The 20,366-nt window shown below is 73.6% G+C and carries 18 protein-coding genes and 1 pseudogene; 7 read left to right on the top strand and 12 right to left on the bottom strand.

Annotation, left to right across the window (positions count from 1 at the left end; all coding sequences use genetic code 11):
* Positions 1 to 38 precede the first annotated feature (38 nt).
* From ABD879_RS07275 to ABD879_RS07245, 7 genes are all read right to left on the bottom strand, one after another.
* Positions 39 to 1,238: an NAD(P)/FAD-dependent oxidoreductase gene (locus ABD879_RS07275; protein WP_345018706.1), complete on the bottom strand. Its 1,200-nt coding sequence runs from the start codon at positions 1,236 to 1,238 to the stop codon at positions 39 to 41.
* Between the two features lie 53 nt (positions 1,239 to 1,291).
* Positions 1,292 to 1,888, bottom strand: a complete 597-nt coding sequence (locus ABD879_RS07270) for a TetR/AcrR family transcriptional regulator (RefSeq protein ID WP_345018704.1) — start codon at positions 1,886 to 1,888, stop codon at positions 1,292 to 1,294.
* Positions 1,889 to 1,912: 24 nt separating this feature from the next.
* Positions 1,913 to 2,647 carry a sugar isomerase domain-containing protein gene (locus tag ABD879_RS07265; RefSeq protein WP_345018702.1) on the bottom strand — a complete coding sequence of 245 codons (735 nt, stop codon included), beginning with the start codon at positions 2,645 to 2,647 and terminating at the stop codon, positions 1,913 to 1,915.
* Positions 2,648 to 2,687: 40 nt separating this feature from the next.
* Entirely contained in the window at positions 2,688 to 2,987 is a 300-nt protein-coding gene (locus tag ABD879_RS07260; RefSeq protein ID WP_345018700.1) for a PTS sugar transporter subunit IIB, read from the bottom strand.
* 29 nt (positions 2,988 to 3,016) lie between these two features.
* The gene (gene ulaA / locus ABD879_RS07255; RefSeq protein ID WP_345018698.1) at positions 3,017 to 4,480 is read right to left on the bottom strand and encodes a PTS ascorbate transporter subunit IIC; all 1,464 of its coding nucleotides are present in this window, start codon (positions 4,478 to 4,480) and stop codon (positions 3,017 to 3,019) included.
* Positions 4,481 to 4,488: 8 nt separating this feature from the next.
* Entirely contained in the window at positions 4,489 to 5,880 is a 1,392-nt protein-coding gene (locus ABD879_RS07250; RefSeq protein WP_345018696.1) for a hypothetical protein, read from the bottom strand.
* Positions 5,881 to 5,959: 79 nt separating this feature from the next.
* Positions 5,960 to 6,643 (bottom strand): GntR family transcriptional regulator, encoded by a 684-nt coding sequence (locus ABD879_RS07245; protein ID WP_345018695.1) that lies wholly within the window; start codon positions 6,641 to 6,643, stop codon positions 5,960 to 5,962.
* 302 nt (positions 6,644 to 6,945) lie between these two features.
* On the opposite strand from ABD879_RS07245, the gene ABD879_RS07240 reads away from it, so the two are divergent.
* Complete coding sequence (locus ABD879_RS07240; protein WP_345018693.1) at positions 6,946 to 7,599, top strand: DUF5701 family protein; 654 nt, start codon at positions 6,946 to 6,948, stop codon at positions 7,597 to 7,599.
* Positions 7,600 to 7,851: 252 nt separating this feature from the next.
* Here ABD879_RS07240 and ABD879_RS07235 read toward each other — a convergent pair whose 3' ends face one another.
* The 3 genes from ABD879_RS07235 to ABD879_RS07225 form a co-directional block, all read right to left on the bottom strand.
* On the bottom strand, positions 7,852 to 8,946 hold the full coding sequence (locus ABD879_RS07235) for a family 2 encapsulin nanocompartment cargo protein polyprenyl transferase (protein WP_345018746.1): 1,095 nt from the start codon (positions 8,944 to 8,946) through the stop codon (positions 7,852 to 7,854).
* A gap of 8 nt (positions 8,947 to 8,954) precedes the next feature.
* On the bottom strand, positions 8,955 to 10,325 hold the full coding sequence (locus ABD879_RS07230; RefSeq protein ID WP_345018691.1) for a family 2B encapsulin nanocompartment shell protein: 1,371 nt from the start codon (positions 10,323 to 10,325) through the stop codon (positions 8,955 to 8,957).
* 135 nt (positions 10,326 to 10,460) lie between these two features.
* Positions 10,461 to 11,882 (bottom strand): family 2B encapsulin nanocompartment shell protein, encoded by a 1,422-nt coding sequence (locus ABD879_RS07225; protein ID WP_378270044.1) that lies wholly within the window; start codon positions 11,880 to 11,882, stop codon positions 10,461 to 10,463.
* A gap of 252 nt (positions 11,883 to 12,134) precedes the next feature.
* On the opposite strand from ABD879_RS07225, the pseudogene ABD879_RS32905 reads away from it, so the two are divergent.
* The 3 genes and pseudogenes from ABD879_RS32905 to ABD879_RS07210 form a co-directional block, all read left to right on the top strand.
* Positions 12,135 to 12,371 (top strand): annotated as a pseudogene (locus ABD879_RS32905) (epoxide hydrolase N-terminal domain-containing protein); the annotation flags it as partial.
* A gap of 188 nt (positions 12,372 to 12,559) precedes the next feature.
* Positions 12,560 to 12,964: a hypothetical protein gene (locus ABD879_RS07215; RefSeq protein ID WP_345018685.1), complete on the top strand. Its 405-nt coding sequence runs from the start codon at positions 12,560 to 12,562 to the stop codon at positions 12,962 to 12,964.
* Entirely contained in the window at positions 12,961 to 13,551 is a 591-nt protein-coding gene (locus tag ABD879_RS07210; protein WP_345018683.1) for a hypothetical protein, read from the top strand. Before ABD879_RS07215 ends, ABD879_RS07210 begins: the two co-directional genes overlap by 4 nt.
* Positions 13,552 to 13,666: 115 nt before the next feature.
* On the opposite strand, the gene ABD879_RS07205 is transcribed toward ABD879_RS07210, so the two are convergent.
* Positions 13,667 to 14,122 (bottom strand): hypothetical protein, encoded by a 456-nt coding sequence (locus ABD879_RS07205; RefSeq protein WP_345018680.1) that lies wholly within the window; start codon positions 14,120 to 14,122, stop codon positions 13,667 to 13,669.
* A gap of 561 nt (positions 14,123 to 14,683) precedes the next feature.
* Between ABD879_RS07205 and lpdA the strand changes: the two genes are divergently transcribed.
* Entirely contained in the window at positions 14,684 to 16,087 is a 1,404-nt protein-coding gene (gene lpdA / locus ABD879_RS07200) for a dihydrolipoyl dehydrogenase (protein WP_345018679.1), read from the top strand.
* 249 nt (positions 16,088 to 16,336) lie between these two features.
* On the top strand, positions 16,337 to 17,203 hold the full coding sequence (gene ddaH / locus ABD879_RS07195; protein ID WP_345018745.1) for a dimethylargininase: 867 nt from the start codon (positions 16,337 to 16,339) through the stop codon (positions 17,201 to 17,203).
* Between the two features lie 63 nt (positions 17,204 to 17,266).
* On the opposite strand, the gene ABD879_RS07190 is transcribed toward ddaH, so the two are convergent.
* Positions 17,267 to 18,697, bottom strand: coding sequence for an MFS transporter (locus tag ABD879_RS07190; RefSeq protein ID WP_345018677.1), 1,431 nt, complete (start codon positions 18,695 to 18,697; stop codon positions 17,267 to 17,269).
* Positions 18,698 to 19,013: 316 nt separating this feature from the next.
* Here ABD879_RS07190 and ABD879_RS07185 point away from each other — a divergent pair, with 316 nt between their 5' ends.
* Positions 19,014 to 20,102 carry a GH12 family glycosyl hydrolase domain-containing protein gene (locus ABD879_RS07185; protein ID WP_345018675.1) on the top strand — a complete coding sequence of 363 codons (1,089 nt, stop codon included), beginning with the start codon at positions 19,014 to 19,016 and terminating at the stop codon, positions 20,100 to 20,102.
* The last annotated feature ends 264 nt before the right edge of the window (positions 20,103 to 20,366 follow it).

Below are 20,366 nucleotides of genomic sequence, written 5' to 3'. Positions count from 1 at the left end.
CCAGGGTAAGGAGTCGCCATGCCGGGGGCGGGGTGGTGTCAGGGGGCGGGGGTCAGGCGGGTCAGGGCTTTGGCCAGGCGGTCGGCGGGGGTGCGGGGGGACGGGTCGGTGTGGCCGCTCAAAATGTGGACGGCCAGGCGCATGAGGGAGGGGTGCGTCAGGCCCTGGCGGGTGGCCAGGCGCATGATCTGCGGGTTCTCGATCGCCTGGGTGAACCAGCGGCCCAGGGTGAAGGGGGCGCCGAGGGACGTTCGCAACGCCCGCGGGTAGGTGTGCAGGACGCGTTCGCGCTGGGACGCCGTCGGGCGGGCCAGGGCCTGGACGATCACGTCGGCGGCGATGCGGGCGGATTCGAGGGCGTAGCCGATGCCCTCGCCGTTCATCGGGTTGGCCATGCCGCCCGAGTCGCCGACCAGCAGCAGGCCCGGACGGTAGTGCGGCAGCCGCGAGAAGCCCATGGGGATCGCGGCGCCGCGGACGGGGCCGGCGGCGTTGTGCGGGGCCAGGCCCCAGGCGGGCGGGAGCGCGGCCAGCCAGGAGTCCATCAGGCGGCGCGGGTCGCGCCGGGTGCGGCGCAGCAGGGCGACGCCGACGTTGCAGGTGCCGTCGCCCATGCCGAACACCCAGCCGTACCCGGCGGGGGCGACGTCGAGATGGCATTCGAGCATGTCGTCGTCGTGGCGCGGGCTGCGGAAGTAGCGGCGCACCGCCACGCCGACGGGGCGGTCGGCGCGGGGGCGCAGGCCGAGCGCGACGGCCAGGCGGGAGGAGGCCCCGTCGGCGGCGACGACCAGACGCGCCTCGTGCGCGCCGGCGTCGGTGCTGACGCCGACGACGCGGCCGGTGCGGTCGTCCAGCAGCGGGCCGGTCACCCGGGTGCGTTCGCGCAGCACGGCGCCGCAGGCCACGGCGCGGCGGGCCAGCAGCTCGTCGAGGTCGCGGCGGGTGCGCAGCAGGCCGAAGGCGGGGAACGCGGTGCCGTCGGGCCAGGGCAGGTCGAGCGCGCGTCCCCCGGCGACCAGGCGGACGCCGCGGTTGCGCGCCCAGCCGGGGCGGTCCAGGTCGACGCCGAGGGCGATCAACTCGCGGACCGCGCGAGGCGTCAGGCCGTCGCCGCAGACCTTCTCGCGCGGGAACGCGGCCTTCTCCAGCACCAGCACGTCCAGGCCCGCGCGGGCGAGGTGGCAGGCCGCCGCCGAGCCCGCGGGTCCCGCACCGACCACGATCACATCGGTCACGGCCCGATCGTTCCCGGCAGGCGACCGGTGCGTGACGGTCTGACCACATGCGGTCACGATGCCGCGGGATCGCCCGCCAGCAGCGCCTCCAGGTTGGCCACCAGCATCGTCTCGGCGCACCCGGGGACGGTGCCGGACGCCGACAGGTGCCGCCGGGCGACCGCGAGCGGCAGGTCCGCGACGATCTGGTACAGGCGCTCCAGGCCCTCGGGGGTGTCCAGGCCCATCCGGCCGCCGAGGGCCCGCACCTCGGCCAGGACGCGGCGGTTGGCGGCGCGCAGCCGCTCGCGGGTCTCCGGCGGCCAGTTCGGCTCGTCGAAGTCGGCGGGGCTGTAGAGCAGGATGCGCGCGTCGCGCGGGTGCTCGCGGCTCCACACCAGCGTGTGCCGGGACGCGGCGATGACCGCCCGGCCCGGCGGGTCGAGCCGCAGCGCGTCGTACAGCCCCTCCTGGTAGCGCTCGACGGTGCGCACCCACAGGGCCGCCAGCAGCGCGGGCAGCCCCGGGAAGCGGTGGTACACCGAGCCGCTGGGGGCGCCGGCGGTACGGGCGACCGCCGCGACCGTGACGCTGCGCGGCCCGGACGCCGCCACCAGGTCGGCGGCGGCGTCGAGCAGCCGGTCGGCGTCGTGGCGCGGCGGTCGTCCCATGCCGACGAGCGTATAACCGGCCGGTCAGCCCGGCGGGCCGCCCAGTTCGGGGACGCGGTGGCGGTAGCGCTCCAGCAGGTGCCGGTTGCGCTCGTCCCCGCCGGGGACGTTGGCGCTGGTCCAGCACGGCAGGTCCAGGCCGCGCGCGGCGGCCAGGTCGTGCAGTTCGGCCAGCAGCCGGGTCCACGCGTAGGCGGCCAGGACGGTGGAGACGGCGGCGGTGCGGGCCGCGCCCGGCGGGTGCACGACGTCGCCGGGCGGCACGGCGGTGTCCACGACGACCGCGGCATGGTCGGTGAGCCGGCTGCCCGCCCGCGCCGCGGCGTGCCGGGACGCCTCGGGCGACGTCACGGCGATGACGGGCACGCCGCGCGCGGCGCACTCGCGGGCGATCTCCACGGGGTAGGGGTTGCGCCCGCTGGTGGAGAACACCACCGCCACGTCCGGGGGCGACGGGTCGGCCGCCCGCACCACCGACCGGCCCAGGCCGGGGCGGCGTTCGGCGTCGGTGCTGGCCATGGCGTCGTGCAGGGGCAGGACGGAGGGGTCCCACAGCGGCCGCACGCACGCCAGGCCGCCGGCGCGGTAGAACGTCTCGCACACCAGGGCCAGGGAGTGCCCGGCCCCGCCGACGTGCACCAGGCCGTCGGCGGCGACGGCCTCCAGCACCAGCGCGGCGGCGTCGCCGATCGGCTTGGCCGATCGCTCGTCGAGCTCGTCGAGCAGGGCGCGGACCAGGGCGGGATGCCCTTCAGGCATCGGGCGCAGCCTCCTTCGGGGGGGGTGTGATCGGTCGGGGTCAGAGCCAGCCTTGCGCGGTGAACGCCTCGCGCAGCCGCTTCTCCAGGCCGTCCCGGTCGAGGAAGTCGGTGACCGTGATGACGACGGGCGCCAGGTCGCCGATCTCGGCGGTGTGCATGCCCTGCCCGATGACGACGTCGGGGCGCATCCCCCGGGCGGTGGAGATGTCGGTGTTCTCCACCCGGGCGTCCACGTCGAGCGAACGCAGCGCGTCCTCGGCGGTCATCTTGAGCATCAGGCTCGACCCCATGCCGACGCCGCAGACGGCGAGCACTTCGAGCCTGCGGTCCAGTGCCATGTTCTCTCCTTCGTGTCGGTGCCGGCGGTTCACGCGCCGGAGACGGCCTCGGCGCCCTTGCCCGTACCGGTGTCCCCGCCGGCGTCCGTGCCGTCGGCGTCCCGCACCGCCGCGCGGCGGCTCTCCCGGCGGCCGAGGACGAGCAGGGTCGCCACGGTCGCGGCCAGCGCCACGACCGGGACGGCCCAGACGGCGGCGCCGCCCAGCAGCGGGTCGGCGGCCTTGAGCAGCCAGGCGATCGCGTACCAGTCGGGGTCGGCGAGGGTGGCCAGCTCGGGCGCGGTGCGCTCGAACAGGTCCCAGGTGACGGCCTGCCCGACGGCCAGCGTCAGACCGCTGATCACGCCGCCGATGACCGCGCCGCGCCAGCCCGCCACCGCGTTGCCGAACAGCGCGGCCGCGCCGCCCACGAAGAACAGCATGATCATCGGCGGGGCCAGGGTGAACCAGCCGGCCGCGGCGAACGCCGCCAGGCAGGCCAGGAACACCGCCAGTGCGGACACGAACCCGATCATGACGGCGGTGGGCGCCACGGGGAAGACGGTCGGGGCGTCCAGTGCGGGCCGGGTGCCGGGGATCACCCGGTCGCTCAGGCCCTTGAACGCGGGCACGATCTCGGCCAGGAACATCCGCACGCCGAACAGCAGGATCGCGATGCCGCCCGCGAAGCGCAGGCCCACCAGCAGGCCCCACACCCACGGCGACAGCTTGTCGTCCATCTCGGCGGCCAGCTTGGCGACCACCGCGTCGTCGGCGAACGCCACCGCGGCCAGCATGATCACCGTGATGACCAGCGCGGTGCTGACGTTGATGTCCTTGAAGAACGACAGCTGGCGGGGCAGCTTGAGCTTCTCGGTGTCGTGCCGCTCGCGGTCCCCGAAGGGCCGGGCGACATAGCCGGTGACGAGCGCGGCCAGCGAGCTGGTGTGGGCGTAGCCGAACCGGTCGTCCGGCATGACGCGGCGCATCAGCGGCCGCATCCACAGCGGCTGCAGCGTCCAGTAGGCGGCCACGAACCCGGCGCCGCACAGCACGAGGGTGGGCTGGTCGGCGTCCGGGGCGACGGTGACCAGCGCCGCCACCGTGACGGTGCTGATCCAGAACATCAGGTGCCCGGTCAGGTACAGGTACCGGGCCGCCGGGAACAGCCGGACGATCACCACGTGCACCAGGAACGCCACCGTGATCACCAGGGCGACCGTGCCGCCCTGGCGGGACAGGAACTCGGCGAGCGTGTGGTCGGCCTTGGGCGGCTCGGTGCCCATGGCACTGGCCAGCACCGTCTGGAAGCTGGTCAGCCCGCCGGTGAACACCTCCACGCCGATGAACAGGATGACGACGCCGATCGTGGCGCGCAGCGCGCCCGCCAGCACGTCTTCCAGGCGCTTGCGCTGCAGGAGCAGGCCGATCAGCGTGATCAGCCCGATGAGGACGGGAACCTGGCCGAACACGTTGTCCGCCAGGAAGGTGAGGACGTCTTTGACGATGTCCATGGGGGGTGTCACCTCGCGTTGTCGGGGACGTAGAGGCGGATGTCATCCACCAGCGCCGACCCCTCGTAGTAGTTGAGGTGGGGGTCGCCGATGATGAACGAGTCGGGGTAGGCCGAGCCTTTCGGCCAGGTGTGCTCGGTGATGTGGGTGCCGGCGGGGCCGGTGTGGACGAGCCTGCGGTCGAAGCGCCCGTCGTACTCGCCGGGCGTCTGGTTGTAGTGCCAGATCGGGCGGCCGTCCTCGACGAACTCGTGGCGGACGCGCAGCGTCGTCTGGCCGGTGTGCCGGAACGGGCCGCTCATCTCCAGCGTGTAGCCGGAGTTGTCGCGTTCCACCGCGAACCGGTAGGCGGCCCGGGGCAGCAGTTCGGGGCGCAGCTCGACGCTGGTGAGGTGGCCCTGGAAGCGGCCGCCCGGCCCGTACGGGCGGTCCATGGACACGTTCCCGCACGGGGTCTTGATGTAGTACTCGTTGCTGACGTTGTTGTTGGCGGCCTCGCGGAACTTGTCGCCGCGCACGAACAGGGCGTTGACGCCGTTGAAGGTGCCGTCGAAGGTGCGGTAGATCCGCCGTGTCTTCGGGTTGCAGGTGCCGGCGTTCTTCCAGCGGTCGTCGTCGCTGTAGTAGCCGTCCATGATGACCTTGCGCCGGAAGTGGATGCCGGGGTTGCCGTGCGGCGCCGGGGTCGGGTAGTCGAGGATCGTCAGGTAGTAGAACCCGTTCTCCCTGGTGACGTCGGGGTACTCGCACCGGGTCTTGCCCTCCAGCGCGCCCCAGAACGTCCACGGGAAGCGGGTCTTGCAGGGCTCCCTGGTGTAGCCGTTGTGCCTGCCGCCGTAGTCGAACGTGCCGCCGCGCTTGCCGCCGAAGTCGATGCCGCGCAGCGTCATCTCCACCCGGTAGCGGCGCGGCAGGGGGCGGGTGGGGCGGATCAGCACCCCGGCGTCCCAGCTCGGCTCGGAGATGCGCGCGACCCGCTGGCCGTCCGGAAGCGTCGCGTTCGCCAGGCCCGGCCGGGAGTCGGGGCGGCCGTCGCGGTCCTTGTCGACGGCGGCGATCTCGGCGGTGAGCCAGCCGTCCCGGCCGAACGGGACGCGCTTGCGGAACACGTTCAGCGTCGCCAGCTGCCGCTCGAACGCGGGCCCGCTGATCTTCTTCCACGCCTCGCCGTCGTCGTCGAACGCGTCCACGTGCCACGGGCTGCGCGGACCGTGCGGATCGCGCCGCCACGGCGCGCCGTCGACGGGCAGCGGCCGGTCGAAGTCCTCCCGGGCGACGAGCCGCCAGCCGTCGCGTCCCGCACCGGACGCGGACTGCGCGGCGACCGGCCGCGCGCCGGAGGCGGCCGCCACGGCGGTCGCTCCTGCGGCCGCCATGGCGGCCTTCCAGCATCTCCTCAAGGCGTGCCCTCCCTCTCCTCGGGCGCTGCGCCTCCCGGGACGGCGCGGACGAATCAACTGGTATTGACCAATTTGGGGGTCAGTCGCCGGGCGGCCGGAGCTCCAGCTCCAGCCGGTACCGGTCGCCGCGGTAGACCGAGCGGACGAACTCCACGGGACCGCCCCGCTCGTCGCGCGTCAGCCGCTCGAACAGGAACGCCGGGGCGTGCACCGGCACCCCCAGCACCTCCGCCTCCTCGGGCGTGGTGACGGTCGGCTCGATCGTCTCCGTCCCCGCGCCGAGCACGACGCCGTGCTCGCGCAGCAGCTCGTAGAACGACCGGCCCTCCAGGTCCTCGCGGCGCAGGCCGGGCAGCAGCGCCCGGGCCATGTGCAGCGTCTCGATGGCCATCGGCGAACCGTCGGCCAGCCGCAGCCGCCGGATGGTGAAGACCTCCTCCACCGGCGACAGCGACAGCTTGCGGCCGATCCTGGCGCCGGCCGCCTCGACCCGGAACGACAGCACCCGCCCGCCGGGCTTCATCCCGCGCCGGAGCATGTCCTCGGTGAAGGACGTCATGGTCAGCGGCACCGCGATACGGGGTTCGGCGACGTAGGTGCCGCTGCCGTGCCGCCGTTCCAGCCGCCCCTCGGCGACCAGCCCGTCGATCGCCGCGCGCAGCGTCGGCCGCGACACGCCCAGCTCCTCGGCCAGCCGCCGTTCGGACGGCAGCGCGTCGCCGACCTCCAGACCGTCCAGCATCGCCAGCAACTCCCGCCGCACCGCCCGCCGTTTCGTCGGTGCAGACTGCCCTGCGTCACCGGATCGCAGGTCTCCTGCACCTCTCGCCGTCTTTCCCATCGCCGTCCACGGTACGGTCGGCCGCCGAAGTGGTCAATACCACTTTTTCCGGGGAGCCCTCCGGCCGATCACGCGTCGGGCGCCGCTCCGCGCCCCGCAACGCACGCGTCGGATCGAGAAGGCCCACCAGCCCAGGAGACGTGCGCGGGACACAACCGGCGGGAATACGGCAATTTCTCCGTATGTTGTACGGAGTTGTTTGCCGCCGACCGTGAGGAGGGCCCTTGACCGCCTTCGACGCAGCCGCCGAGTTCGATCGCCAGGTCCGCACGCTGCTGGAGCGCGGCTACCCCGAGGCCGCCGGACTGACCCCCGCCGAGTTCGGGGCCCTGCTGGCTCCGCTGCGGGAGACCGCGACGGCACGGGCCGGGGCGGCGGCGCCTCCGGAAGCGGGACGTGTTCCGTTCGTCCTGGTGGTGACCAGGGAGGTGGTGCCGGTCGAGCGGGCCGTCCCGCTCACCACGCTGGCGGGCCGCACCAAGCCCGGCGTCGTGGACCGCCACTACGCCGACGGCGATCTCATCCGTTTCACGCCGACCAAGGAGGTGGAGCCGCCCGACGCGCGCGCCTACGTGCTGTTCGACGTCGAGCGCGGCGAGGAGTTCTGCGGGGCGGTCCCCGAGGACGCCATGGCCGCGATCGCCGGCCGGGGACGCACGCTGCTGACCATCGAGGAGGGCATCGCGCTGGTGACGCAGTACCCGGCGACGCTGGCCAAGAACAAGTGCTTCTCCCTGGGCGGCTCGCGCTGCGGCGACCGCCGCGTCCCCGCGATCTGGATCAGCCGGAACGCGCCCAAGCTCGGCTGGTGCTGGGCGGGCAACCCGCACACCTGGCTGGGGATGGCCTCCGCCGCGGGGCGCGCCGCCGCCATGTGAGGCCGGCCGGGCCATCGGCAGGCCGGTCGCCGTGCGCGCGACCGGCCTGCCGTACGACACGAGCCCTCCCCCGGCGGACGCGGCGAGCCACGTCTCCGCCGCGCGCACGCAGCGGATCGACACGGCGATTCGACATGCCGATTCGACATGGCGATGCGCCGGGCCGCGGCCGAGGCGGGTGCGAGCAGGCCGCCGCCCCAGCGCCGCCCGTGGGGGACTGAGGCGGCGCTGGTGTCCGAGGCGGCGGGCCGGTCAGTGGTCGCGGTCGAGGATCAGGTCGGCCAGCGCGCGCAGCTCGGCGCGGGGACGTTCGGCCGGGGCGGCGGCGTCGAGCTCGGCGAGGGCGTCGGCCTTCAGGCGGCGGGCCCGGTGCCGCGCCCACGCCCGGCCGCCCGCCTCCTCGACCAGCCGGGCGGCGCGGGCGGCGTCGCCGTCGGACAGCGGGCCGTCGCGCAGGTAGAGGCGGGCCAGCTCGCCGCCCGCCGGGGTGTCCGACGCCAGCGCGGCCACCACGGGCAGCGACTTCTTGCGGCGGCGCAGGTCGGCGTGGACGGGCTTGCCGGTGACGGCCGGATCGCCCCAGATGCCCAGCAGGTCGTCGACGAGCTGGAACGCCAGGCCGATATACGCGCCGAACCGCCGCAGCCCCCCGATCTGCGGCGGCGTCCCGCCCCCGTACGCGGCGCCCAGCGCGCATGACGCGGCCAGCAGCGCACCGGTCTTGTGCTCGGCCATGCGCAGGCATTCGGGCACCTCGACGTCGGTGCGGGTCTCGAACGACAGGTCGGCGCACTGGCCCTCCACCAGGTCCAGCACGGCGCGGCTGAGCGTCCGCACGCCCTCGGCCAGCACCCCCGCGGCCGGCACGTGCCGCGCCGACGCGCCCGCGGCGGGCGGAGCGCCCGTCAGGCTGTCGAAGGCGCAGGCCAGCAGCGCGTCCCCGGCCAGGATCGCCGCGTTGGCGCCGAACACGCTCCACGCCGTGGGCCGGTGGCGGCGGGTGCGGTCGCGGTCCATCACGTCGTCGTGCAGCAGCGAGAAGTTGTGCGTCAGCTCGACGGCGAGCGCGGCGGGCAGGCCGTCGGCGGCGGCACCGCCGACGGCCTGCGCCGACAGCAGCGCCAGCGCCGGGCGCAGCGCCTTGCCCGCGTCGCCGGTGACGGGCCGCCCGTGCTCGTCCAGCCAGCCGAAGTGGTAGGCGGCGACCGCCCGCACCTCGTCGGGCATGCCGTCGACGACCGCGCGCAGACCCGGGTCGATCAGGGCGCGGCTCCAGGCCAGCACCTCCGCCGCCGGGCGCGGCGCGCCGTCCGCCCGCCCGGCGGCCGGGGGCCGGGCGGCCGGCATGGCGGCGCTCACCGGCCGATCTCCACGTTCTCCAGCATGCCCAGCGCGTCGGGCACCAGCACCGCGGCCGAGAAGTAGGTGCTGACCAGGTACGACAGGATGCCCCGCGCGTCGATGCCGGTGAAGCGCACCGACAGGCCGGGCGACACCTCGTCGGGGATGCCGGTCTGCCGCAGGCCGACCACGCCCTGCCTGTCCTCGCCGAGCCGCATCGCCAGGATCGCGGTGGTGCCCCGGCGGCTGACCGGGATCTTGTCGCAGGGCAGCAGCGGCACGCCCCGCCAGGCGTGCACGCGGGCCCCGTCCACCTCGACCGGACGCGGGTACACGCCGCGCCGGGTGCACTCGCGGCCGAACGCGGCGATCGCCCGCGGATGCGCCAGCAGCACCCGGGTGCCCCGGCGGCGGCTCAGCAGCTCGTCCAGGTCGTCGGGGGTGGGCGGGCCGCCGTCGGTCTGGACGCGCTGGCGCAGGTCCACGTTGTGCAGCAGCCCGAAGTCGCGGTTGTTGACGATCTCGCGCTCCTGCTGCTCGCGCAGCGCCTCGATGGTCAGCCGCAGCTGCTCGCCCACCTGGTCGTAGGGGCCGTTGCAGATGTCGGCGACGCGGGTGTGCACGCGCAGCAGCGTCTGCGCCACGGCCAGCTCGTACTCGCGGGGGTGGAGCTCGTAGTCGACGAACGTGCCCGGCAGCACCGGCTCGCCCTCGTGCCCGGACGCCAGCGCGATCTCGGCCTCGCCGTGCCGGTTGTGCGGGGGCACGACCGCCGACCGCCGCTCTTCCAAGTGGGTGCGCAGCGCGTCGAACCGGCCGGTCAGCTCGTCGATGTCGGCGCGCGGCAGCGTCAGCACCGTGCAGGGGGTGAGCGCCCGGACGGTGAACTCCCAGCGCTCGTCCCCGCCCAGCAGTGCGCGGTCGCCGAAGAACTCGCCGTCGGCCAGCACGCCGAGCCGGGTGAGGCCTCCGTACTCCCCCGGCCCGAGCTTGACGGCCTTGCCGTGCGCGATCAGCACGACCCGGTCGACCGGCGCGCCGGCCTCGACGATCGTGTCGCCGGGCTCGTACGCCCGCTGCGCGAACCGCCCGGCCAGGCCCTCCAGGACCTCGCCGTCGTCCAGGCCGCGCAGCACCGGCAGCTCGGCCAGCTCCGGCGGCACCACCTGCACCCGGCCGGCGGTGACCGCGAACGTCACCCGGCCGTCGCCCACCCGGTAGGTCAGGCGGCGGTTCACCCGGTACGCCCCGCCGGGTGCGTCCACCCAGGGCAGCACGCGCAGCAGCCACCGCGGCGTGATGCCCTGCATCTGGGGCCTGGACTTGGTGGTGGTCGCCAGATTGCGCGCCGCCGCCGTGCTCAGGCTCAACTGCTCGACCGTCACGACCTGCTCCTCCCGCCTTCACGGATGGACGATTGCGGCCCCGCGGGCCCGGGGCGGCGCGGCGGGGCCCCTGAAGCGGTGCGCCTGCCCGCGCACCGGCCCGCCGCGCCGCCGCCCCGACGGGCACGGGACGGTTCAGGCGAACGTGCCGTCGCCGTGCGCGACCTCCACGCTGTCGAGCACGCCCAGCGCGTCGGGCACCAGGATCGCCGCCGAGTAGTAGGCGCTGACCAGGTAGGAGATGATGGCCCGCTCGTCGATGCCCATGAACCGCACCGACAGGCCCGGCTGGTACTCGTCGGGGATTCCCGTCTGGTGCAGGCCGATCACGCCCTGCGCCGCCTCGCCGGTGCGCATCAGCAGGATCGAGCTGGTGCGGGTGGCGCTGACCGGGATCTTGTTGCAGGGGTAGATCGGCACGCCGCGCCAGGCCGGGATCTTGTGGCCGCCGACGTCGACGGTGTCGGGGTAGATGCCGCGCCGGTTGCACTCGCGGCCGAACGCGGCGATCGCGCGCGGGTGGGCCAGGAAGAACGCCGGGTCCTTCCACACCAGCGACAGCAGCTCGTCCATGTCGTCGGGGGTGGGCGGGCCGCTGCGGGTGGGGACGCGCTGGCGCAGGTCGGCGTTGGCGAGCAGGCCGAAGTCCGGGTTGTTGATCAGCTCGTGCTCCTGCCGCTCGCGCAGCGCCTCGATGGTCAGCCGCAGCTGCTGCTCGACCTGGTCCATCGGCTTGTTGTAGAGGTCGGCGACGCGGGTGTGCACGCGCAGCACGGTCTGCGCCACGCTCAGCTCGTACTCGCGGGGGTGGAGCTCGTAGTCGACGAACGTGCCCGGCAGCACCGGCTCGCCCTCGTGGCCGGACGCCAGCGCGATGGCGGCCTCGCCGTTCTCGTCGTAGGCCGGTTCGGTCTCGTCGTGCGTGCGCGCCAGATGCTCGCGCAGCGACTCGGCGTTGTCGCGCACCTGGCGGAACTCGTCGGCGCTGAGCGCCAGCACCGTGCAGGGGGTCAGGGCGCGGTAGGTGTGCTCCCAGCGGCCCTGCTCGTCCAGCAGCGCGGTATGGCCGAAGTACCGGCCGTCGCTGCGCACGCCGAGCACCGCCTCGCCGCCGTACTCGCCGGCGCCGATCTCGTTGACCTTGCCGTGCGCGATGAGGAACACCTGGTCGACGGGCTGCCCCGCCTCGGCGATCGTCTCGCCCGGGGCATAGCGGCGCTGGGTGAACCGGTCGGCCAGCGCCCGCAGCACCTGCTCGTCCTCATAGCCGCGCAGCGGCGGCAGCTCGCCCAGCTCCTGCGGGACGACCCGCACGTCCGACCCCTCGACGACGAAGGTCACGATGCCGTCGCCCACGGTGTAGGTGAGGCGGCGGTTCACCCGGTACGTCCCGCCGGACGCCTGCACCCACGGCAGCAGCTTCAGCAGCCACCGCGAGGTGATGCCCTGCATCTGCGGGACGGACTTGGTCGTCGTCGCCAGGTTGCGTGCAGCAGCTGTGGCGAGGCTGAACTGCTGTTCGGTCACGGTCCACCACCGATCCGTTGTCGCCGTCATAGGAACCGCGAATCGTCGGAACGCGCACGGCACAGCCACGGAAAAGCGCGTGGGAAATCGCCGCGGACGCTTCTTTCGGAATGCGCGGCCCGCATCCGCCAGCGACGCTACCCATCGTAATCATTCAAACGCAACGGGAGACTTTCCTTACCCCCGCTTTACCTGCGCCGCGATACCGGCTCCCCCGGCGAACGGCATGCCGCCGACCATGGCGGACGTCCCTCGACCGCCGTCGCGCCCCGTGTTTCGGGCATGGGCGAGACCGGGATCCGACCGTTCCGCATCGCCGTCCCGCAAGGCGATCCGGACGCCCTGCACGACCCGGCCGGATGGATCGACGGCCGCAACATGCCATTGGAACGTGCGAAAGAGCCGACCGAATACCGGCGCACCGAATACGACCAGCGGCGGCACGAGACGCAGCTGAACGAATTTCCGCAGTTCAACGCCGAGATCGGGGCCCGACGCACACATTTGCTGCACGCCCGCTCCCTCGAAACCCGACGCGCCGCCGCTCCCCTTGCCCACGGCTGGCCAAGCGAGCTCACCGACGTCAGCCGAATAATCGCCGCCCCCAGGCGCGCAGGCCCCGGGCGCGGATGGGGGCGAGCCCCTGGGAGGGCGCGGGCCGGTAAACCTGTCGCGCGTGTCCGGAGGCTGCTGGTTGACTGCGGATCATGGGTCGCCGCATCCGACGCCTCCTGGTGGGGGCTGTCGTCTACCGCTGGGGCGCAGGCCACGCCCATACGCGCGGGCAGGACGACATGGGCCGCCCCCGGCTGCTCGATTGCCGGGAGGTGCTCACCGTCCGCCGGGAGGGTTCGCCCGGTCGGCTGGACATCGTCTTCCGCGCGGGGCCGGGCCGTCTCGTCGCCGACGGTCTGCTGCACAACGGCGCCGTCGTACGGGCCGACGACGACGCCTACCTGAACCTGCACCGTCCCGGGACGGTGCGGGCGCTGCTGGAGGAGGCGTTGCACCGCGGCCACGGGTTCGACACCGGCCCGGTCGAGATCGACGGTTGGGACCTGCTGGACGGCGCCCTGGAACGCCTGGCGGCCGCCGGCAAGCGGGCGTCATGACCATGAGCGCCCGGGACGGGAGGACGCGCCATCTGGTCTGCCACGACTACGGCATGGGCGGCGTGTGGTGGTGGATCTGGGCGAGGTCTCCCGAGGAGGTCGTCACCACCTTCGCCGAGACGGTCGTGGTGACCGACCCCGAGCTGATCGCCCAGGCCGAGGACTGGGACCTGCACGAGGCCGACGTCGACGCCCCGGCGAAGGACGACGTCTCGCTGAGCGACATGCGCGCCAGACGGGACCGGCAGCGCCGCCGGCCGGGCTTCGGCGCCCTGGCCGGTCACGAGCGCGTCTACCTGCGCACGCCCGGCGACCGGGACCCGAGCGCCGAGGAGCCCGACGGCGCCGGCGACGACGCGTTCGCCGACCATGTCTTCCTCACCGAGCACGGCCCGGACGGGCGCCGCATCCGGCAGGTGGAGATCCGCCCGGACGGCGAGGCCGTGGCCTCCGACGAGACGGTGTTCCCCCTGAACCCGCCGATCGACCTGTACGACCCGGCCCTGGTCCCCTTGGCGATCGACGCCGCCGAGTTCGAGGAGGCGTGGTGCCGCGCCCGGTTCTGGACGGAGGCCGACTGGGACTGAGCCCCGGGTCCAGCGGGTGCCGAGATGCAGGCGGCGGGCCCCGGCGGCGCGGCGCGGGCGTGGCTGTCCGGCGCGCTGGATGGGCACGCCCGCCGTCTCGGATCACGGGCGGGTTCTAGCCGGACGATGCGCTCTTGGCGCCGCCGCCCGCGCCCTCCCCCGGGGTGTCCTCCGGGGAGACGTCGAGGTCGTCGGGCAGTTCGGGCAGCCGCTGGGTGCGCCCCGGATCGCCATTGATCTTCAGCAGCCCGTCCTCGGGGATCTGCAGCAGCGCCTGGGTGACCTGGGCCTCCTTGGTGATCACACCGCTGGCCAGCACGTTGTTGCGGTGCCGCAGGGCGCCGTTCTGGCGCAGCAGGTCGTCGACCTCGGCGCGCAGCCGGGCCATCCGGCGGGCCTTGCGCAGGTGCACCAGGAAGCCGCCGACGGCGACGCCGAGGATGAAAGCGGCGAGCACGGGGATCCACATCGCCGCGGCGGCCGCGGCCACCAGCGCGGCGACGGCCGCAAGAGCGCCAAGGTGCTGTTCCGCCCGGTCGAGAACGGTGTTGACGCGCTTGGGAATCCTCACTCGGCTCTCTCCTCCGGTTCTGCCGCTCAGTGATCCGCCCGGCGCCCCGCGCGCCGCGTCCCCTCGCCGCCCTCGGCCGCCGGCGCCTGGGCGGCGTCCAGGGCGCCGGCGGCCTGCGATCGGCGTGGTCCCGGCGGGGGCCGGCCTGCCGCGCCCGCGCCGGATGGTGTCCGGGCCGGGCGCCGAAGGCAGGACCGTGGGCGCGGCCGCGGGCGTGCCCAGGGCGGGCCGGACGGCGAGGACTGGGCACGCACGTCCGGCGGGCCGATGAGGCGACAACGATGCCGCCGACGCGAGAAGTTCCAGGTCAGGTCGGAGGTCGCGTAGCTCACGCGCCCCCGCGCTACGCAGAAGAGTCGTGACCACGTGGGGCTGCTCGAAACACTAACAGGCGTCCACCGCCCGCGCGCACGGCGCCCCGCCGACGCCCCCGCGCGGACCGCTGCTGCGCGGACCGTCCCGCACCGGCGTGCCGTACCGCGCGGCGGACGCATGGACGCAGGTCACACTGGTGCCGGGTCGGGATGCGAGGACCCACCGGAGCCGAATATCGTCTCAAGAATGAGCAATCACTTTGACGTCGTGGTCCTGGGCGCGGGCCCGGGTGGTTATGTCGCCGCGATCCGGTCGGCACAGCTCGGGCTGAAGACGGCGATCATCGAGGAGAAGTACTGGGGCGGGGTCTGCCTCAACGTCGGCTGCATCCCCTCCAAGGCGCTGCTGCGCAACGCCGAACTGGCGCACATCTTCACCCACGAGGCGAAGACGTACGGGATCAAGGTCGACGGGCAGGTCACCTTCGACTACGGCGAGGCGTTCCGGCGCAGCCGCCAGGTGTCGGAGCGCCTGGTCAAGGGCGTGCAGTTCCTGATGAAGAAGAACAAGATCACCACGTTCCAGGGACGCGGCACGTTCACCGACCCCAACACCCTGCAGGTGGCCCTGAGCGACGGCTCGTCCGAGACGGTCACCTTCGGCCACTGCATCATCGCCACCGGCGCGCACACCAGGCTGCTGCCCGGCACGTCGCTGTCGGAGCGGGTGGTGACCTACGAGGAGCAGATCCTCAGCTCCGAGCTGCCCCGCAGCATCGTCATCGCGGGCGCGGGCGCGATCGGCGTCGAGTTCGCCTACGTGCTGCACAACTACGGCGTGAAGGTGACCATCGTCGAGTTCCTCGACCGGATGGTGCCCAACGAGGACGCCGAGGTGTCCAAGGAGCTGCAGCGCCGCTACCGCAAGCTCGGCATCGACGTGCTGACCTCCACCCGGGTGGACGCCATCGACGACTCCGGCGACGTCGTCAAGGTCACCGTCACCGGCAAGGACGGCGCGCAGCAGGTGCTGGAGGCCGACAAGGTCCTGCAGGCCATCGGGTTCCAGCCCAACGTGGAGGGCTACGGCCTGGAGAAGACCGGCGTGGCGCTGACGGACCGGGGCGCCATCGCGGTCGACGGCCGCTGCCGCACCTCGGTGCCGCACATCTACGCCATCGGCGACGTGACCGCCAAGCTGATGCTGGCGCACACCGCCGAGGCGATGGGCGTCATCGCGGCCGAGACCATCGCCGGCGCCGAGACCATGGAGCTGGAGTACGAGATGATCCCGCGGGCCACGTACTGCCAGCCGCAGGTCGCCAGCTTCGGGCTGACCGAGGCGCAGGCGCGCGAGCAGGGCTTCGACGTCAAGGTGGCCAAGTTCCCCTTCAGCGCCAACGGCAAGGCCCTCGGCCTCGGCGACTCCGACGGGTTCGTCAAGGTGGTCAGCGACGCCAAGTACGGCGAGATCCTGGGCGCCCACATGATCGGCCCGGACGTCACCGAGCTGCTGCCCGAGCTGACCCTGGCCCAGCGCTGGGACCTGACCGTGCACGAGGTCGCCCGCAACGTGCACGCCCACCCGACCCTCAGCGAGGCGATCAAGGAGGCGGTGCACGGCGCCGCCGGGCACATGATCAACCTCTGACCGGCACGCCGCCGACCCGGCCCGCCCGGTGCGCCCGTCCCGGCGCACCGGGCGCCGCCATGCCGGGCGCCGGTTCCGGCGCGCGCCGGGTGCAACGAATCGCCACCCAACCGACCTAAGACGCAACGAATGCGCAGGTCAACGCAAGGTCGGCGGCTTGGTCGCGGCCCGCGCGCTTCCTAGGCTTTCGATCATCCGATCCTCCTCTGGGAAGCCTTTCGGGAGCTGCGCATGACCTTGTCCCCGGCGATGGAACCGGCCTCCTCGCCGCTGCCGCGGAGCGTGCGGCGCGGCGCCCGCGTCGCGCGGCCGCGCCACTTCCTGATGTGCCGCCCGGAGCACTTCGCCGTCACCTACTCCATCAACCCCTGGATGGACCCGGCGGCGGGCGCCGACACGGCCCGCGCGGTGGCGCAGTGGGAGGCGCTGCGCGCCGCGTACCTGAGCCTGGGCCACCGGGTCAGCCTGATCGACCCGATCGAGGGCCTGCCCGACATGGTGTTCGCCGCCAACGGGGCGCTGGTGGCGGACGGCCGGGCGTACGGGGCGCGGTTCGCCCATCCCCAGCGGGCGGCCGAGGCCCCCGCGTACGCCGCATGGCTGCGCGCCAACGGTTTCCCGGACGTGCGCGAGCCCGCCCACACCAACGAGGGCGAGGGCGACTTCCTGGTGCTGGACCGCCTCATCCTGGCCGGGACGGGGTTCCGCACCGAGGTGGCGGCCCACCAGGAGGCCCAGGAGTACCTCGGCGTGCCCGTGGTGACGCTGCGGCTGGTCGATCCGCGCTTCTACCACCTGGACACGGCGTTGTTCCCGCTCGGCGACGACAACGTGGCCTACTACCCGGGTGCGTTCTCCCCGGGCAGCCGCGCCGTGCTGGAGCGGCTGTTCCCGGACGCGATCATCGCCGATGAGCGGGACGCGGCCGTGCTGGGCCTCAACGCGGTCTGCGACGGCCGCAACGTGGTGATCAACGCCGAGGCCACCGGGCTGATCGCGACGCTGCGGCGGCACGGATACGAGCCCGTCCCGGTCGATATGTCGGAGCTGCGCAAGTCCGGCGGCGGCCCCAAGTGCTGCACGCTGGAACTGCGCCCCCGCCAGGTCCCGGCCTAGCGCTCACCGGCACGGCATCTACCGGTACGCGCCCACCGGCGGGGGCGCGTACCGGTAGGGCGGTCAGCGGCGGGGCGAGCGGCGGCCCGGGGCGCGGCGGCGGGGGCGGCGGACGGCGGCCCGCACGGTGCGGCGCACGGCGTGCCGCATGTACGGCACCGCGACGCCCTCCTCGGCCAGGCGGCGGCGGGCCAGGGTGCGGCTGCGCAGCAGGCAGGCGACCCCGATGACCCAGATCGGCACCTGCACCAGCCACGCGACGCGGAACGCCTCGGGCGTGAACTCGCGGCCCGGCGACAGCGCGTCCAGCACGAACCCGATCAGCAGGATCGTCACCAGCGCGGCGCAGAACCCGCCCATGTTGACGATGCCGGTGGCGGCGCCCTGCCGACTCGGCGGGTTGAACGTGCGGGCGAAGTCGAAGCCGATCATCGAGCCGGGGCCGCCGAGCGCCACGCACAGCACCAGGACCACCAGCAGCCAGGCGGGCGCCGGCGGCGGCCAGGCCAGCACCGCCGCCCACGCGCCGGCGTTGAGGGCGACGACGCCCAGCACCAGCCAGGAGCGGTGCAGCGGGTAGCGGGCCACCAGCCTCCCCACGTAGGGCCCGGACACCATGGTGGCCAGCACGAACACCGTCAGCAGCGTGCTGGCCGTCGACGGTGCCATGCCCTGTCCGGACACCAGGTACGGGTAGCCCCACATCAGTGCGAAGACGGTGCCCGAGAACTGGGTGACGAAGTGCGTCCACAGGCCCAGGCGGGTGCCGGGCTGCCGCCAGGCGGCGACCAGGTTGCCGCCGAGCTCGGCCAGGCCGGACGTCTTGGAACGTTCCCTTCCGGCCGGGGCGTCGCGCAGCACGGCCAGCGCGAGCACGCCGACCAGCACGCCCAGCCCGGCGACGGAGCCGAACGCGGCGCTCCAGCCGGGGCCGTGCAGCAGCGCCGCCAGCGGGACGGCGCTGAGCACCTGCCCGCTCTGCCCGAGCAGGCCGGTGAGCTGGGTGACGACCGGGACGCGCCGCGCGGGGAACCACGCGGTCACCAGGCTGAGCACGCTGATGAACGTCATGGCGTCGCCCGCGCCCACCAGCACGCGCGCCGCGACGGCCGTGCCGATGTCGGTGGAGAACGCCAGCAACCCCTGCCCGGCGGCCATCGCCAGTGCGCCGCCGGCGACCATGCGGCGCGGGCCGAGGCGGTCGAGCATCAGCCCGACGGGGACCTGCAGCCCCGCGTACACGACCAGCTGCAGGACGGTGAACGAGGCCAAAATCCCGGCGGAGGCGCCGTAGCGGTCGACGGCGTCCAGTCCGGCCACGCCGAAGGAGGTGCGGTGCAAAACGGCCACCACGTACGCGGCGACGCCGACGGCCCAGATCGTCCAGGCGAGGGCGGGTACGCGGGTGTCCCGGGAGATGTGCGCGGAGGTGTGCGAGGAGGTCGGCGGCTGGGTCGGGGACGGGGCACGCGTAAGGGTTTTTTCGTTTTGCACGTTTACTCACCATAACCTAGCCTTTCGCCCACTCGGTGAACGGCGTGTTCCGGCCGTCTTTCACCGGCCTTTCACCGGCCTTTCACCGGCGTGCGCGGCGCAGCCACCGGTCAGCGGGCCGGAGGGCCCGTGCGACAAGGGCTTCCGCTTGACACCCGGAAACAGGTTCGCGGAATTTGGGAGCGCTCCCATCCCTGGAGGGCCGATCCCCCGTCCGGCCCGGAGAGTGAGCGATCCCACGATGTCCTCGAACCCCAGAACCTCTCTTTCACCCGGCACATCGCCCGGGGCGCCGTTCCGGAAGGCGGCCGCCGCCGTGGCCGCCGCGCTCAGTCTGGTGGCGCTGTCCGTCGGCCTGGCGGTGCGTCTCGCGCTCCCCGCGCAGGCGGCGACGCAGCTGTGCGGCGCCACCGACACCCTGTCCGTCAGCGGCGGGCAGTACGTCGCCCAGAACAACATCTGGGGCGCGTCCACCCCGCAGTGCATCACCGTGGACGGCACGTCGTTCCGCGTCGACTCCTCCGGCCACCAGAACAGCACCAGCGGCTCGCCCGCCTCGTATCCGTCCCTGTTCAAGGGATGCCACTGGGGCCTGTGCACGACCGACAGCGGGCTGCCGGTGCAGGTCGGCTCGATGCCCGCGGTGACCAGCAGCTGGAGCACGACGCAGACCGGCAGCGGCGCCTACAACGTCGCCTACGACCTCTGGTACAACACCACGCCGTCCACCACCGGCGCACCCGACGGCGCCGAGGTGATGATCTGGCTGAACCACAACGGCGGCGTGCAGCCGGCCGGGTCGCGCGTGGCGACGGGCGTGCAGATCGCCGGCGCCACCTGGGACGTGTGGACGGCCCAGATGGACTGGAACTACATCGCCTACGTCCGCACGTCCGGCACTTCGTCGGTGTCCGACCTGGACCTGCGCGCCTTCACCCGCGACGCCGTCGCCCGCGGCCGGATCCAGGACTCCTGGTACCTGATCGGCGTGGAGGCCGGCTTCGAGATCTGGCAGGGCGGCGCGGGCCTGGCCACCGACGCGTTCTCCGTCACCGTCGGCGGCACGACTCCCACCGACCCGCCCACCGACCCGCCGGCGGGCGACCGGGCGTGCACCGCGACCCTGCGCGTCGACAATTCCTGGGACACCGGGTTCACCGCGACGGTGACGGTCGCCAACACCGGCACCCGGTCCTTGAACGGCTGGACCGTCGACTGGACGTTCCCCGGCAGCCAGCAGGTGCAGAACGCCTGGAACGCCGCCGTCACGCAGAGCGGGCAGTCGGTGCGCGCCGTCAACGCGCCCTACAACGGCGCGGTCGCCGTCAACGGCACGACGACCTTCGGCTTCCAGGGCAGCGGAACCGCACCGGGCGGCACGTCCTTGAACTGCACGCCCAACTGACCGGCACACGGCCGAGCCGTACGCACACGATCTAGGCTGAGGCGCGTGTGGGAGCAGGTCCGCGCGCGCCTCAACCGCAGCCGTCACGAACTGGGCCGTGCGGCCGACGGCTTGTATCCAGGCGACATGCCGCGTGTCGCGGGCACCTCGCTGCTGTGCCGCCCGCAGTGGGTGCCCTCCGCGCCGATCCCCCTGGGGGACCTGCGGCTGGAGTGGGACGAGCAGCCCGCCCCGCCCGCCGTGGCGGAACCGTCCGACGGGCTG

The organism is Actinomadura keratinilytica (assembly GCF_039539665.1).
GTDB classification, from domain to species: domain Bacteria; phylum Actinomycetota; class Actinomycetes; order Streptosporangiales; family Streptosporangiaceae; genus Spirillospora; species Spirillospora keratinilytica.
This window is presented reverse-complemented; position numbering and strand designations above follow the sequence as displayed.

Excerpts from the sequence above, each read along its gene's own strand:
- ABD879_RS07215 (WP_345018685.1), top strand. The coding sequence starts at position 12,560 with ATGGGTCGCCGCATCCGACGCCTCCTGGTGGGGGCTGTCGTCTACCGC.
- ulaA (WP_345018698.1), bottom strand. The coding sequence starts at position 4,480 with ATGGACATCGTCAAAGACGTCCTCACCTTCCTGGCGGACAACGTGTTC.
- ABD879_RS07210 (WP_345018683.1), top strand. The coding sequence starts at position 12,961 with ATGACCATGAGCGCCCGGGACGGGAGGACGCGCCATCTGGTCTGCCAC.
- ABD879_RS07235 (WP_345018746.1), bottom strand. The coding sequence starts at position 8,946 with ATGCCGGCCGCCCGGCCCCCGGCCGCCGGGCGGGCGGACGGCGCGCCG.
- lpdA (WP_345018679.1), top strand. The coding sequence starts at position 14,684 with ATGAGCAATCACTTTGACGTCGTGGTCCTGGGCGCGGGCCCGGGTGGT.
- ABD879_RS07265 (WP_345018702.1), bottom strand. The coding sequence starts at position 2,647 with ATGCCTGAAGGGCATCCCGCCCTGGTCCGCGCCCTGCTCGACGAGCTC.
- ABD879_RS07225 (WP_378270044.1), bottom strand. The coding sequence starts at position 11,882 with ATGACGGCGACAACGGATCGGTGGTGGACCGTGACCGAACAGCAGTTC.
- ddaH (WP_345018745.1), top strand. The coding sequence starts at position 16,337 with ATGGAACCGGCCTCCTCGCCGCTGCCGCGGAGCGTGCGGCGCGGCGCC.
- ABD879_RS07260 (WP_345018700.1), bottom strand. The coding sequence starts at position 2,987 with ATGGCACTGGACCGCAGGCTCGAAGTGCTCGCCGTCTGCGGCGTCGGC.
- ABD879_RS07270 (WP_345018704.1), bottom strand. The coding sequence starts at position 1,888 with ATGGGACGACCGCCGCGCCACGACGCCGACCGGCTGCTCGACGCCGCC.